The 14,706-nt window shown below is 71.6% G+C and carries 9 protein-coding genes; 3 read left to right on the top strand and 6 right to left on the bottom strand.

Annotated elements, in window-relative coordinates:
* Nucleotides 1–22: 22 nt before the first annotated feature.
* Nucleotides 23–2,284, bottom strand: coding sequence for an oligosaccharide flippase family protein (locus ACFZDA_RS38725; protein WP_391090725.1), 2,262 nt, complete (start codon nucleotides 2,282–2,284; stop codon nucleotides 23–25).
* The gene (locus ACFZDA_RS38720) at nucleotides 2,277–3,536 is read right to left on the bottom strand and encodes a DegT/DnrJ/EryC1/StrS family aminotransferase (protein WP_391090723.1); all 1,260 of its coding nucleotides are present in this window, start codon (nucleotides 3,534–3,536) and stop codon (nucleotides 2,277–2,279) included. Before ACFZDA_RS38720 ends, ACFZDA_RS38725 begins: the two co-directional genes overlap by 8 nt.
* A gap of 310 nt (nucleotides 3,537–3,846) precedes the next feature.
* On the opposite strand from ACFZDA_RS38720, the gene fahA reads away from it, so the two are divergent.
* The gene (gene fahA / locus ACFZDA_RS38715; RefSeq protein WP_391090722.1) at nucleotides 3,847–5,058 is read left to right on the top strand and encodes a fumarylacetoacetase; all 1,212 of its coding nucleotides are present in this window, start codon (nucleotides 3,847–3,849) and stop codon (nucleotides 5,056–5,058) included.
* 289 nt (nucleotides 5,059–5,347) lie between these two features.
* Nucleotides 5,348–6,286, top strand: a complete 939-nt coding sequence (locus ACFZDA_RS38710; protein WP_391090776.1) for a M48 family metalloprotease — start codon at nucleotides 5,348–5,350, stop codon at nucleotides 6,284–6,286.
* Nucleotides 6,287–6,527: 241 nt separating this feature from the next.
* Here ACFZDA_RS38710 and recQ read toward each other — a convergent pair whose 3' ends face one another.
* Nucleotides 6,528–8,633, bottom strand: coding sequence for a DNA helicase RecQ (gene recQ / locus ACFZDA_RS38705; protein WP_391090720.1), 2,106 nt, complete (start codon nucleotides 8,631–8,633; stop codon nucleotides 6,528–6,530).
* A 199-nt stretch (nucleotides 8,634–8,832) separates the two neighbouring features.
* On the opposite strand from recQ, the gene ACFZDA_RS38700 reads away from it, so the two are divergent.
* Nucleotides 8,833–9,435, top strand: a complete 603-nt coding sequence (locus ACFZDA_RS38700; RefSeq protein WP_391090774.1) for a Uma2 family endonuclease — start codon at nucleotides 8,833–8,835, stop codon at nucleotides 9,433–9,435.
* 73 nt (nucleotides 9,436–9,508) lie between these two features.
* Here the strand turns inward: ACFZDA_RS38700 and nuoN are convergent, their stop codons facing one another.
* Genes nuoN through nuoL form a run of 3 tightly spaced genes read right to left on the bottom strand, consistent with a single transcriptional unit; the run spans nucleotide 9,509 to nucleotide 14,696 of the window.
* Nucleotides 9,509–11,158 (bottom strand): NADH-quinone oxidoreductase subunit NuoN, encoded by a 1,650-nt coding sequence (nuoN, locus tag ACFZDA_RS38695; protein ID WP_391090718.1) that lies wholly within the window; start codon nucleotides 11,156–11,158, stop codon nucleotides 9,509–9,511.
* Entirely contained in the window at nucleotides 11,155–12,726 is a 1,572-nt protein-coding gene (locus tag ACFZDA_RS38690) for an NADH-quinone oxidoreductase subunit M (protein WP_391090716.1), read from the bottom strand. Before ACFZDA_RS38690 ends, nuoN begins: the two co-directional genes overlap by 4 nt.
* Nucleotides 12,727–12,731: 5 nt before the next feature.
* The gene (nuoL, locus tag ACFZDA_RS38685) at nucleotides 12,732–14,696 is read right to left on the bottom strand and encodes an NADH-quinone oxidoreductase subunit L (protein WP_391090714.1); all 1,965 of its coding nucleotides are present in this window, start codon (nucleotides 14,694–14,696) and stop codon (nucleotides 12,732–12,734) included.
* Nucleotides 14,697–14,706: the final 10 nt, after the last annotated feature.

Raw genomic sequence — 14,706 nt, 5'->3', positions numbered from 1 at the left:
CCTGTTCGGCTCGGGAGCTTGGTCAGGCGCTGGGTCGGAAGGGCCCCGTCCCCAGGGCCGACACGGCACGGCGGCAGAGCGGCAGGAGCGGGACGAGTACGGCGAGTACGGCGAGCAGGGGCGGCGCGACCGGTGCGAGCGCCTCACGCCACACCCAGCCGCCGACCGCGACGAGATACAGAACCCCCCAGCGCCCCGGCCACGGCAACCGTCCGCCCGCGCCGGCGAGCAGCAGCCACAACGGCACGAGGCACAGCAGCTGGCAGACCGGCGGCGCCCAGCGGAGCAGCGGTTCGGGCCCGTCGAGCACGACCATGTCCGCGAGGAAGCCGGCCGTCTTCTCATACAACGCCCCGTCCACCGGCCTCGGTTCCCGCCCGAGGGCGACCGGTGCGGCGTACAGGGCGAGCAGGGCGGCGTACAGCGCCGTGCCGGGCAGCCACGGGTCGCGCCGGGTGCACAGCGTGACAGCGGCGACGAACACCACGAGCAGCAGTCCTCCCGCGGTGAGCGACGGCAGCGGCAGGCCGGCCAGTAACTGACGTCCCGTCAATGCCGCTTCGGTGGCGTGGCCGAGCCAGGGCAGGTCGCGCAAGGGCGCCCAGAAGAAGACGGCGGCGACGCCGAGCAGGCTCCAGAGGGCGCCTCTCAGCCGCCGCTCCTGCTCCTGGTCCGGCTCCTGCTCCTGCTCCTGCTCCGCGACCTCGTGGCGCGGTGGCTCCCTGGCCGGCCCTTCCGGCCGCACGATCAGCGCCAGTGTGTCCCCCTGGAGCGCCTCCCGCTCGTATCCGGGACGCCCGATGAACAGCGTGACCGTGTCCTCGTCGCCCTCCTGGGGCTGGTAGGCGGCCCGGCGGGCCCAGGTCGTGCCGTATCCGGCGGTGGCGTTCAGCTTCGCCCAGCGCGTGCCGTAGGAGGCATGAGAGGGAGGGGAAGCATCCGCGGGCGTACGGGCCGCGGGCACGCTGTCGTCGGGCCGCAGGGCCGCCCGCAGCCCGGCCGTGGAGACGACGGCGATCAGCGTCATGCTCAGCAGCACCGCCCAGCCGGCGCCCGCGATCCCGGCCGGGGTGAACAGCACGGCCGCGCTGCCCAGCACCAGGGCGCACATGGCGCCTTGGAGCGCGGCGAGCACACCCGTACGCCCCTGCACGCGCAGTACGCCGATGTACAGCTCCACCACGACCCGCGGCAGCGCGCCGAGGGCGAGCAGCCGCAGCACGGTCGAGCCGTGCTCGGCGTAGTCCGGGCTGAAGGGCGTGAGGATGTACGGGGCGAAGAGGACCAGCACCAGCACGACAGGGACCAGCAGCAGCGTCATGCGCCGCAGGGCGCCCCGGACGCCGTCGGCGAGCTGCCGGGGGTCGTGGGAGGCGTGCGCGGTGAGGGACGAGGCCATGTTGATGGCCATGAACTCCATCGTGCCGCCGACGGTGTACGCCACGTAGAAGTAGCCGTTCTCCGCGGCGCTGAAGCGGACCGCGACCATCACCGGCAGCAGGTTGATCATCGCCAGGCTGAACAGCGCGCCCAGCGAGTCCCCGGCCAGGAAGCGGCCCATGTCGCGGAGTTTCGGGGGATCTTTCTCGCGGTCGAGCTCGGCCTGGCGCGGGATGAGCCTGCGGAAGATCAGCCAGCCCAGCGGCAGGGTGGAGAACGCGATCGCCACCGCCCAGGAGACGAAGATGCCGAGGACGGGCAGCGTGCCGGCGAAGACGGCCAGCAGGCCCAGTTTCCCGACCGAGAACACCGCGTTCCCGGCGGGCACCCACTCCGCCTTGCGCAGTCCGGTGAGCACCCCGTCCTGGAGCGTGAGCAGCGCCCAGGCCACGCACGCCGCGACGAACACCGCGCCCGCCATGGGCGTGCCCAGCGGGGCGTAGGACGCGCCCCAGGCGTCGAGCGTGAGCAGGAAGACGGCGGCGGCGAGCGCCACGACCAGCGAACTGGCCGCGTACATGCCCCACACCAGGCGCCCGGTCTCCCGGCCCGCGCGCGGGACGAACCGCACGACGGCGCCGATCATCGTCGTCGCCGTGATGCTGGCGAGCAGCCGCATCGCGGCGATGGCGGCGGAGCCCTGGCCGACGGCCTCCTCGGAGTAGTAGCGGGCGGCCACCAGCCAGAAGCCCAGGCCCAGGACGGCGGACACGCCGGTGCTGAGCATGAGGAAGTAGGCGTTCTTGAACAGCGAGTCATGCGTGTGCTCGTCGGCGGCGGGCTTCGGTCCGCCGCCGTCCTCGGCGCGCGTGGTGGCCGGCTCGTGCACCTGGATCTCAGCCACGGGACTGCCCCAGCCCTCCCCGTGCCGCCCTGCCGCGGGGCGGTTCTGCCGGTAACCGGGCCGGCCGTGCCCCGGACCGCTCCAGCACCTCCACGACCGCCCGGGCCCGCAGCGGGTCCACGGGCAGCGCGTGCCGCGCGAACCAGCGGGCCGCCTCGGGGGCCGGTGAGAGGTCGGTGAACCGCTCGCCGGCGTAGTCGTCCAGGGGCGGGTCGTAGAGGTAGCCGACGACGATGCCCCGCCGCGCCAGGGCCGCGATCGCCGCGTCCCGGTCCGCCACGAACAGCGGGACGCGGAACAAGGGCTGGGTGCCGTGCGCGTCACGGGGCCTGGCCCAGGGTGTGGACAGCAGCAGTTCCGTGCCCGCCCGGCAGGCGTCCAGCACCTCGTCCAGCCGGTCGAGCCTGCGCCCGACGCGCCGCAGCCTCAGCCGGCCGGACTCCTGGCGGTAGTCGTGCATGTCGACGCGTACCCAGGGGTGGTGGGCGTCGAGCCCGGGCGCGTGGCGGGCGGCCCGCGCGAGTTCGTCCGGGCGCAGCGGCATCCGGATCTCCTCGCGGTCCGCCAGCCCCAGCAGCCGGATCGTGGCCCAGGCGGCGCGCCGCAGCCGCAGCCCGCGCACCGCCGCCTCCGCGTACGGCCGGATCGCATAGGCCAGTTCGGAGCTCGTCCGGTGCGGCGTGAGCAGCCCCGCGCAGGTCCTCTCCACCGCGTCCCGCAGCCCCGGGTCGGCGAGGGAGAGCATGCCCCCGGCCTTGGCCCCGACATGCTTGGAGAGGCTGAACACGGAGGCCTCGCCCCACGCCCCGACCGGCCGGTCCCCCACCCGGCTGCCGATGGCGTGCGCCGCGTCCTCGAACAGCGGGATCCCCAGCGCGTCGCACTTGCGCCTGAGGCTCGGCGCCGGGTCCGGGTTCCCGTACAGGTTCGTGGTGAGCACGGCGGACACCGATCTCCACGTCTCGTCCGGCACGGCATCGATGTCGATGGAGGCGTCGAGCGGGTTCAACGGCGCCTGCACCGGGCGCAGTCCGGCCGCGAGCACGACGAAGAAGATGACGTCGTCGTTGACCGGCGACATCAGCACCCGTCCGCCGGGCGGGCACCAGTGGCGCAGCGCCACATACAGCCCGAAACGGCACGACGGTACATACACGCATTCCCGGCCGAGCCGCGGGCGCATGGTCTCTTCCAGCCGCTTCGGCTGCACACCACGCCGCACCGAGCCCGGGCCGGCCTCCCCAATGGCCATCCGCCCCCCTGGTGTGCCATCGGAACGCCCCCTCCCCGAGGCCTTCCGGCACCCGCCCAGAGTCGCCCCGTTCGCACCGCTCCGTCAAGATTGCGTCCCGTCCTGTGGATAACTTCCGGCTCGTACGGATGTGCCGTCCCGTCCGCCGCGCCCGAGTCGCACCGTCCGGTCCCACCCGGGCCCACCTGCCCCGTTCGCCCGTATCCGCCTCCTCGGACCCTGCCCAGGACGGGTGTGCCACCCGTAACGTGTGGCAGGACCACGAACACGTGGCGACGACACGGCACACCCGAAAGCGAGGCAGCACCCGATGCCCCCCTTCGATGTCCCCGAGGGAGACCCCTTCGGCCCGCACAACCTGCCGTACGGCGTGTTCTCCCTCCCCGGCTCCTCCCACCGGACCGTGGGCGTCCGGCTCGGCGACCACGTCCTGGACGCCGGAGCGGCGGCCCACGCGCTCGGCTCCCCGTACGCCTCCCTGCTCGCGCGGCCGACCCTCAACCCGCTGCTGGCCGCGGGCCGCACGGCCTGGTCGGACGTCCGCCGGGCGCTGACGGCGTGGGTGACCGTGCCGTCCCACCGCGAGACCGTCGCGCCGATGTTCCACCCCCTGTCCTCGGTGACGCTGCACCTCCCCTTCGAGGTCGCGGACTACGTCGACTTCTACGCGTCCGAGAACCACGCCCGGAACGTCGGCCGGATCTTCCGCCCCGACGCCGAGGACTCCCTGACCCCCAACTGGAAGCACCTGCCGATCGGCTACCACGGCCGCTCCGGCACGGTCGTCGTCTCCGGCACGGACGTCGTACGCCCCTCGGGCCAGCGCAAGGCGCCCGCGGACCCGGCTCCGGTCTTCGGCCCGTCCGTGCGCCTGGACATCGAGGCGGAGGTCGGTTTCGTGGTCGGCGTGCCGTCCCGGATGGGCGCGCCGGTGCCCCTCGACGGCTTCCGTGAGCACGTCTTCGGCCTCTGCCTCCTCAACGACTGGTCCGCGCGCGACATCCAGGCCTGGGAGTACGTCCCGCTCGGCCCGTTCCTCGGCAAGTCCTTCGCCACGTCCGTGTCGGCGTGGATCACCCCGCTGGACGCCCTGGAGGAGGCCCGGGTGTCCCCGCCGTCCCGGACGCACGAGCTGCTGCCCTACCTGGACGACAGCGACGAGGAACCCGGCGGCTACGACCTGCGGATCAGCGTCGCCGTGAACGGCCACGTCGTCTCCGAGCCGCCCTTCTCCACCATGTACTGGACGGCCGCCCAGCAACTGGCCCACATGACCGTCAACGGCGCTTGCCTGCGCACCGGCGACCTGTACGGCTCGGGCACGGTCAGCGGCCCGGCGGACCGTGAGCGCGGCTCCCTGCTCGAACTGACCTGGAACGGCCGCGACCCGCTCGAACTCCCCGACGGCAAGCGGACGTTCCTGGAGGACGGCGATGTGGTGACCCTGTCCGCCTGGGCCCCGGGGCCGGACGGTGTGCGGGTGGGGCTCGGCGAGGTGACCGGGCGGGTGGCGCCGGCCTGACGGAGCCGGGCAGGCGGGACTTGCGGACAACCCTTTACGGTCCGGATCTGGCCGACAGTCGCCCCTCCTCGCTCTTCTGATGCCGCTCGACCCCTGACTCACACCGCCCGGCACCGTCATACTGGGCTCGGGCGGTGTGCCCGCAGGCGCGCGGTGCACGGCACGTCCGGCGCACTCGTCAGCGGGTGCGCCGTGTACGTCGACCGCGTCACCGCTGCGCACAGCAGCCGCCCTCCCCCGCACGACCCGTAGCCGCCCCTCTTCCGACCAGGAACCGGAGCCCGTGGCAATGACCGTCTGCCTGCTCCTGCTGAGCGTTGTCGCCGTGACGGCCGCCGTACCCGTTCCCCGTGCGCTGACCCGGGCCGTCTGGCCCGAGCGGGAACCGGTGGTCGGGCTGTGGGTGTGGCAGTGCCTGGTCGCCACCGTGCTGCTGTGCTGCGTGACGGCACTCGCCCTGGGCGCGGCCGCCGTGTTCGGCACGGTCCGCGCGCAGCTCTTCGCCCCGGCTCCGGCCGCGGTGACGGCCGCGTACGACCTGTCCACCGCCCCGCCGTGGGCCGCCGCCCTCACCCTGCTGCTGGCCTGCGGCGCCGCCTGGACGACCGCGATGCTCGCGCGGGAACTCGTCGAGGCGCGCCGGCGCCGCGCCCAGGCCCGCGCGCACCTCCGCGAACGCGCCCCCGACCTGCCGGCCGGACTGCCCGCCGCCCGCGGCCCCCTTCTGGTCCTGGAGGACGAGTACCCCGACGCCTGGTGGATGCCCGGCAACCCGCCGCAGCTGATCGTCACCACCGGCGCCCTGCACCGCCTCACGGACCACCAGCTCGACGCCGTCCTCACCCATGAGCGCGGCCACGCCCGCGCCCGCCACGACTGGCTGCTGCACCTGTCCACCGCCCTGGCCACGGGCTTTCCCCGCATCCCGTTGTTCGCCCACTTCTGTGACCAGACGCACCGCCTGGTCGAACTGGCCGCCGACGACACGGCCTCCCGCCGCTGCGGCCACCTGACCACGGCCCTGGCGCTGATCGAGCTGAACCAGCACCGCGGCGTCCTGTCCTGTGCCTCCAGCCACCGCCTGCTGGGCGAGCGGGTCGACCGGCTCCTGGAACCGCCGCCCCGGCTGGGCCGCCGGCACCGGGCCCTGACGACCACCACGGCCGCGCTGGTACCGCTGCTGCCCCTGCTGATCGCGTTCGCGCCGGGTCTGACCGCCCTGTCGTAGCCGCACCGCGGCGGCGGCCGGTGGCGGATCTCCCGACCGGCGCCGAAAGTCCAGCTCAGCAGCCCACCCGGTCCGCAAGGCCGCCGTCCTGGCCCTGACCCGGCACCGCGCCACCGAGGAGGCCCGCGCGGCCCTCGCCACGGCGACGACGGACTCCGACGCCGATGTCAGGGCTTACGCCGGACGGGCGCTGTGACCGGCCCGGCTCCCCGCCCTCTGTGGCCCCGGCCGGAGCCCGGCCCTATATCCAGTCGTCGGGCTCCGGCTCCGCATCCATCTCCGGCCAGTGGTCCGGCTCCCCCGCCTCTTGACCGGCGGCGGCGTGGGCCGGAGCCTGGCCGGACGCCTGGGCCGAGGGTGAGGCGCCCGCAGGAGCAGAGCCCGCCGGCCCGTCCAGCGACGCGAGCACCTCCAGCACGCCCTCCCCGTACGTCGCGAGCTTCTTCTCGCCCACCCCGCTGATCCCGCCGAGTTCGGCCACCGAGCCCGGCCACACCGTGGCGATCTCCCTCAGCGTGGCGTCGTGGAAGATGACGTACGCCGGGACGCCCTGCTCGCGAGCCTGCTCGGCCCGCCAGGCGCGCAGTGCCTCGAAGGCCGGCAGCAGTTCCTCGGGCAGCTCGGCGGCAACGGTCTTGCCCTTGCGCTCGCCCCGCCCCGAGCCCGAGGCCGACGAGGACCCCGACCGGGAGGTCACCGGCTTCTTCGGCTCCTTGCGCAGCGGCACCTCGCGCTCCCGCCGCAGCACCGCCCCGCTCGCTTCGGTCAGCACCAGCGTGCCGTACTCGCCCTCCACCGCGAGCAGCCCCTGGGCCAGCAACTGCCGGATGACGCCCCGCCATTCGCCCTCCGTGAGATCGTCGCCGATGCCGAACACCGACAGCTGGTCGTGGTCGAACTGGATGACCTTGGCGGTCCGCTTCCCCAGCAGGATGTCGACGATCTGCACCGCGCCGAACTTCTGCCCCCGCTCCCGCTGGAGCCGCACCACCGTCGACAGCACCTTCTGCGCCGCGACCGTGCCGTCCCAGGTCTCCGGCGGGGTCAGGCAGGTGTCGCAGTTGCCGCAGCCCGCCGGGTCCGGGTCCTGGCCGAAGTAGGCGAGGAGCTGGCCCCGGCGGCACTGGGCCGTCTCGCACAGCGCCAGCATCGAGTCCAGGTGGGCCTGGGCCCGTCGCCGGAACGCCTCGTCGCCCTCGCCCGACTGGATCAGCTTGCGCTGCTGTATGACGTCGTTCAGCCCGTACGCCATCCAGGCCGTCGACGGCAGCCCGTCCCGCCCGGCCCGGCCCGTCTCCTGGTAGTAGCCCTCGACCGACTTCGGCAGGTCGAGGTGGGCGACGAAGCGGACGTCCGGCTTGTCGATGCCCATTCCGAAGGCGATGGTCGCCACCACGACCAGGCCGTCCTCCCGCAGGAAGCGGGACTGGTGGGCCGCGCGCGTGCCCGCGTCCAGGCCCGCGTGGTACGGCACCGCCTCGATGCCGTTGCGGCTGAGGAACTCGGCGGTCTTGTCGACCGAGTTGCGCGACAGGCAGTAGACGATGCCCGCGTCGCCCGCGTGCTCCTCGCGCAGGAAGCTCAGCAGCTGCTTCTTCGGGTCCGCCTTCGGCACGATCCGGTACTGGATGTTGGGCCGGTCGAAGCTCGCCACGAAGTGCCGGGCCGCCGGCATGTTCAGCCGCTCGGTGATCTCCTGGTGCGTCGCCCGCGTGGCCGTCGCCGTGAGCGCGATCCGCGGTACGTCCGGCCAGCGCTCGCCGAGCAGCGACAGCGCGAGGTAGTCCGGCCGGAAGTCGTGGCCCCACTGGGAGACGCAGTGCGCCTCGTCGATCGCGAAGACGGAGATCTTCCCGCGGGAGAGCAGGCCGAGCGTGTTCTCCAGCCGCAGCCGCTCCGGCGCCAGGTACAGCACGTCCAGCTCGCCGGCGAGGAACTCGGCCTCGACCATCCGCCGCTCGTCGAAGTCCTGCGTGGAGTTCATGAACCCGGCCCGCACGCCCAGGGCCCGCAGCGCGTCCACCTGGTCCTGCATGAGGGCGATGAGCGGGGAGACGACCACCCCCGTACCCGGCCTGACCAGGGACGGGATCTGGTAGCACAGCGACTTGCCGCCGCCGGTCGGCATGAGCACGACAGCATCGCCACCCGCGACGACGTGGTCGATGACGGCTTCCTGCTCCCCGCGGAAGGCCTCGTAGCCGAAGACCCGGCGCAGCGCGGCCACCGCCTCGCTCGCGTCGGCGCCGAGGGCCCCGGCGGGGCCACTGCCCGCACCGACCCCGGCCCCGGTCTCCGTCACCGCGTCCAGTTCCGTCATCACACCCGTCCCGCCGGTAGCGCCCATCGTTCCGTCCCCCGTACGTCGCCCCTCGACCACTGCGTCCACCATAGGCGCCCGCACCGACAGCCCCGGAGTTATCCACAGGCCGCACCGAACGCCCGCGTCAAGGACACGACTGTCGTTCACACGTTCGCGGGAGACCTGCCCGTTTCCGGCGGATAGTCTGAATGCACCGGCGAGACTCCGTCCCATGGGAGCACTGATGAGCGTCGCACCAAAGGCGTCCAAGCCCACCTGGCCGACCCCGCCGGAAGGCGGCTGGACCGCCGACGACCTGGACCGCCTCCCGAATCTTCCTCCCCACACGGAGCTGATCGACGGGAGCCTCGTCTTCGTGAGTCCGCAGACTCTTTTCCACTCACGCGCTGTCGACTTCTTCAATTGGCAGCTCCAGTCTCTGGCACCCTCGGAATTCGAGGTGATTCGCGAATTCACCATCGACATCGATCGCCAGAACCGGCCCGAGCCAGATGTGATCGTGGTGCGCGGCGATGTTGTGGAGGACCCGGAACAGACTCGCTATCCAGCGGAGTCTGTCCTGCTCGCCATCGAGGTCGTGTCGGCGGACTCCGTCTCCCGGGACCGCGAGACCAAGCCGCTGAAGTACGCCCGGGCCGGCATCCCCCACTTCTGGCGTGTGGAGAACGAGAAGGGCCTCGCCGCGGTGCACGCCTTCGAGCTGGAGCCCACCACCGGCGCGTACACCAGCATCGGTATCTTCCGTGAGCGGATGAAGGTCAGCGCCCCGTTCCCCATGGATCTGGATCTCACCGCCATCAAACCCCGCCGCAAGAGCGGCGAGTAACCGCCACGACGCACAGGACAGCGGCCCGGCCCCCTGAGGGGAACCGGGCCGCAGCCGCTCAGCAAGCGCAGGGTCAGCGCACGAACACCCCCGCCTGCCCCGCCAGATCCAGGAAGTACTGCGGCGCCACACCGAGCACCAGCGTGACCGCCACACCGACGCCGATCGCCGTCATCGTCAGCGGCGACGGCACGGCCACCGTCGGGCCCTCCGGCCGCGGCTCGCTGAAGAACATCAGCACGATGACGCGGATGTAGAAGAACGCCGCGATCGCCGACGAGATCACACCGATCACGACGAGCGGGGCGGCCCCGCCCTCCGCCGCCGCCTTGAACACGGCGAACTTCCCGGCGAAGCCGGAGGTCAGCGGAATGCCCGCGAAGGCCAGCAGGAACACCGCGAACACGGCTGCCACCAGCGGCGAACGCCGGCCGAGCCCCGCCCACTTGGACAGGTGCGTCGCCTCGCCGCCCGCGTCGCGCACGAGCGTGACCACCGCGAAGGCGCCGATCGTCACGAACGAGTACGCGGCCAGGTAGAACAGCACGGACGACACACCGTCGGGCGTGGTCGCGATGACACCCGCGAGGATGAACCCGGCGTGCGCGATCGACGAGTACGCCAGCAGTCGCTTGATGTCGGTCTGTGTGATCGCGACGATGGCGCCGCCCAGCATGGTGACGATCGCCACGGCCCACATCACCGGCCGCCAGTCCCAGCGCAGACCCGGCAGCACGACGTACAGCAGCCGCAGCAGCGCACCGAACGCCGCCACCTTCGTCGCCGCCGCCATGAAACCGGTCACCGGCGTGGGCGCGCCCTGGTACACGTCCGGCGTCCACATGTGGAACGGCACCGCGCCCACCTTGAACAGCAGGCCCATCACCACCAGCGCGGCACCGATCAGCAGCAGCACGTCGTTGCCCATGGTGTCCGCGAGCGCCGGGTTGACGTCCGCGATCGTGCCGTCGACGACCTGCGCGATCGTGGCGTACGACATCGAGCCCGCGTAGCCGTACAGCAGGGCGATGCCGAACAGGGTGAACGCGGAGGCGAACGCGCCGAGCAGGAAGTACTTGACCGCCGCCTCCTGCGACATCAGCCGCTTGCGGCGGGCCAGCGCGCACAGCAGGTACAGCGGGAGCGAGAGGACCTCCAGCGCCACGAAGAGCGTCAGCAGGTCGTTGGCCGCCGGGAAGACCAGCATGCCGGCGACGGCGAACAGCAGCAGCGGGAACACCTCGGTGGTGGTGAACCCTGCCTTGACCGCGGCCTTCTCGCTCTCGCTGCCCGGCACGGACGCGGCCTGCGCGGCGAAGGAGTCGACCCGGTTGCCGTGCACCACCGGGTCGAGCCGCCGCTCGGCGAAGGTGAACAGGCCCACCAGGGCCGCCAGCAGGATCGTGCCCTGAAGGAAGAGGGCCGGTCCGTCGACGGCGATCGCGCCCATCGCGGCGATGCGCGCCTTGGTCGTGCCGTAGCCGTCGGCCGCGAGCGCGACGACCGCGGCGAAGGCGGCGGCGAGCGCGACGACGGACACGAACATCTGGACGTAGTAACGGGATTTGCGCGGTACGAACGCCTCGACGAGGATCCCGAGGATCGCCGCGCCGACGACGATCAGCGTGGGCGCCAACTGTCCGTACTCGAACTTCGGCGCGTCGATCTTGGTGATCGGTTCGGCCGCGGTTGTCCACAGGCTGTGGACGGCTGTTGCGCTCACTTGGCCGCCTCCACCTCGGGCTGGGGGTCCTTCTTCTGTACGTCGGACATGGTCTGTTTCACCGCGGGGTTGACGATGTCCGTGACGGGCTTCGGGTAGACGCCCAGGAAGATCAGCAGTACGACCAGCGGGGCGACGACCACGAGCTCCCGGACCCTGAGGTCCGGCATCGCGCTGACCTCCGGTTTCACCGGGCCCGTCATCGTCCGCTGGTAGAGGACGAGGGTGTAGAGCGCGGCGAGGACGATGCCGAAGGTGGCGATGATGCCGATCACGGGGTAGCGCGTGAACGTGCCGACCAGGACCAGGAACTCACTGACGAACGGCGCCAGACCCGGCAGCGACAGGGTCGCGAGGCTGCCGATGAGGAACGTGCCGGCCAGCACCGGGGCGACCTTCTGAACTCCGCCGTAGTCGGCGATGAGCCGCGAGCCGCGCCGGGAGATCAGGAAGCCCGCCACCAGCATCAGCGCGGCGGTCGAGATGCCGTGGTTGACCATGTAGAGCGTCGCACCGGACTGGCCCTGGCTGGTCATCGCGAAGATGCCCATGATGATGAAGCCGAAGTGGGAGATCGACGCGTAGGCCACCAGCCGCTTGATGTCCCGCTGGCCGACCGCGAGCAGCGCCCCGTAGATGATGCTGATCAGGGCCAGGACGAGGATCACGGGCGTCGCCCACTTGCTGGCCTCCGGGAAGAGCTGGAGGCAGAAGCGGAGCATCGCGAAGGTGCCGACCTTGTCGACGACCGCCGTGATCAGCACGGCGACCGGGGCGGTGGACTCCTGCATCGCGTTGGGCAGCCAGGTGTGCAACGGCCACAGCGGCGCCTTCACCGCGAAGGCGAAGAAGAAGCCGAGGAACAGCCAGCGTTCGGTGCCGGTCGCCATGTCGAGCGAGCCGTTGGCGCGGGCCGCGGCGATCTCCGTGAGCGAGAAGCTCCCGGCGACCACGTAGAGGCCGATCACCGCGGCCAGCATGATCAGGCCGCCGACCAGGTTGTAGAGGAGGAACTTCACGGCCGCGTACGACCGTTGCGTCGCAGCCGCCTTCTCGCCGTGCTCGTGGGCACGGTCCCCGAAGCCGCCGATGAGGAAGTACATCGGGATCAGCATGGCTTCGAAGAAGATGTAGAAGAGGAAGACGTCGGTGGCCTCGAAGGAGAGGATCACCATCGCCTCGACGGCCAGGATCAGGGCGAAGAAGCCCTGCGTGGGCCGCCACCGGCTGCTGCCGGTCTCCAGCGGGTCGGCGTCGTGCCAGCCCGCGAGGATGATGAACGGGATCAGCAGGGCCGTGAGGGCGATCAGCGCCACCGCGATGCCGTCCACGCCCAGTTCGTAGCGGACACCGAAGTCGGCGATCCAGGCGTGGGACTCGGTGAGCTGGTAGCGGCCGCCGTCCGGGTCGAAGCGCACCAGGACGACGATCGCCAGGACGAGCGTGGCGAGCGAGAAGAGCAGCGCCAGCCACTTGGCGGCGGTGCGCCGCGCGGCCGGTACGGCGGCCGTGGCGATCGCCCCGACGGCCGGGAGCACCGCTGTCGCTGTCAGCAGAGGAAAGGACATCGGTATCAGACCGCCCTCATCAGCAGGGTCGCGGCGACGATGACCGCCGCGCCGCCGAACATCGAGACCGCGTAGGAGCGGGCGAAGCCGTTCTGCAGCTTGCGCATCCGCCCGGACAGGCCGCCGACCGAGGCCGCCGTGCCGTTGACGACGCCGTCGACCAGGGTGTGGTCGACGTAGACCAGGGACCGCGTGAGGTGCTCGCCGCCGCGGACCAGGACGACGTGGTTGAAGTCGTCCTGGAGCAGGTCGCGCCGGGCGGCCCGGGTGAGCAGCGAGCCGCGCGGGGCGACGGCCGGGACCGGGCGGCGGCCGTACTGCGCCCAGGCGATGGCGACACCGATGATCATGCACGCGACGGTCGCACCGGTGACAACACCCGCGCTGATCGGCGGGTTGCCGTGACTGTGCCCGGTGATCGGCTCCAGCCAGTGCAGGAAGCGGTCGCCGATGCTGAAGAACGCACCGCCGGCCACCGATCCGACGGCCAGCACGATCATCGGGATCGTCATGACCTTGGGCGACTCGTGCGGATGCGGCGGGGTGTACTCGCCGCGGGTCTCGGCGGCGGGCTCCACGTCCGGCTCGGCCGGGGACGGCGTCGGCGCGTTGCGCCAGCGCTCCTCGCCGAAGAACGTCATCAGCATCACCCGCGTCATGTAGAACGCGGTGATGGCCGCGCCGAGCAGGGCGCAGGCGCCGAGGATCCAGCCCTCGGTGCCGCCCTTGGCGAACGCCGCCTCGATGATCTTGTCCTTGGAGAAGAAGCCGGACAGGCCCGGGAAGCCGATGATCGCCAGGTAGCCGAGGCCGAAGGTGACGAAGGTGATCGGCATGTACTTCCTCAGGCCGCCGTACCTCCTCATGTCCACCTCGTCGTTCATGCCGTGCATGACCGAACCGGCGCCGAGGAAGAGCCCCGCCTTGAAGAAGCCGTGCGTCACCAGGTGCATGATCGCGAAGACGTAGCCGATCGGGCCGAGGCCCGCGGCCAGCACCATGTAGCCGATCTGCGACATGGTCGAACCGGCCAGTGCCTTCTTGATGTCGTCCTTCGCGCAACCGACGATCGCACCGAACAGGAGCGTGACCGCGCCGACGATGGTGACGACCAGCTGTGCGTCCGGGGCGCCGTTGAAGACGGCCGCGGAGCGGACGATCAGGTACACGCCCGCCGTCACCATGGTCGCGGCGTGGATGAGGGCCGAGACCGGGGTCGGGCCCTCCATCGCGTCCCCGAGCCAGGACTGCAGCGGCACCTGGGCGGACTTGCCGCAGGCGGCGAGCAGCAGCATCAGCGCGATCGCGGTCAGCTTGTCCTCACCGGCCGCACCGGCGAGCCCCGCCTCCCCGTGGCCGCCGAGCACCGGCCCGAAGGCGAAGGTGCCGAACCACAGGAACATCAGCATGATCGCGATGGACAGGCCCATGTCGCCGACGCGGTTGACCAGGAAGGCCTTCTTCGCGGCCGTGGCGGCGCTGGGCTTGTGCTGCCAGAAGCCGATCAGCAGGTAGGAGGCGAGACCGACGCCCTCCCAGCCGACGTACAGCAGCAGGTAGTTGTCGGCGAGGACGAGCAGCAGCATCGCCGCGAGGAACAGGTTCAGGTAGCCGAAGAAGCGGCGGCGCCGCTCGTCGTGCTCCATGTACCCCACGGAGTAGAGGTGGATCAGCGATCCGACGCCCGTGATGAGCAGGACGAACGTCATGGACAGCTGGTCGAGCTGGAAGGCGACGTCCGCCTGGAAGCCCTCGACCGGGATCCAGCTGAACAGGTGCTGGCTCATGACACGGTTCTCGGGGGCCTGGGCGAGCATGTCGCTGAACAGCACCAGGCCGAGCACGAAGGAGGCGGCCGCGAGCAGCGTGCCGATCCAGTGGCCGACGGCGTCCAGCCGGCGTCCGCCGCACAGCAGGACCGCCGCTCCGAGCAGAGGCGCCGCCACCAGCAGCGCAATCAGGTTCTCCACGATTCTTCCG

Source organism: Streptomyces sp. NPDC007991, from assembly GCF_042958445.1.
Taxonomy (GTDB): domain Bacteria; phylum Actinomycetota; class Actinomycetes; order Streptomycetales; family Streptomycetaceae; genus Streptomyces.
The sequence above is the reverse complement of the archived record's forward strand: the minus strand, read 5'-3'. Positions and strand labels throughout refer to the sequence as shown.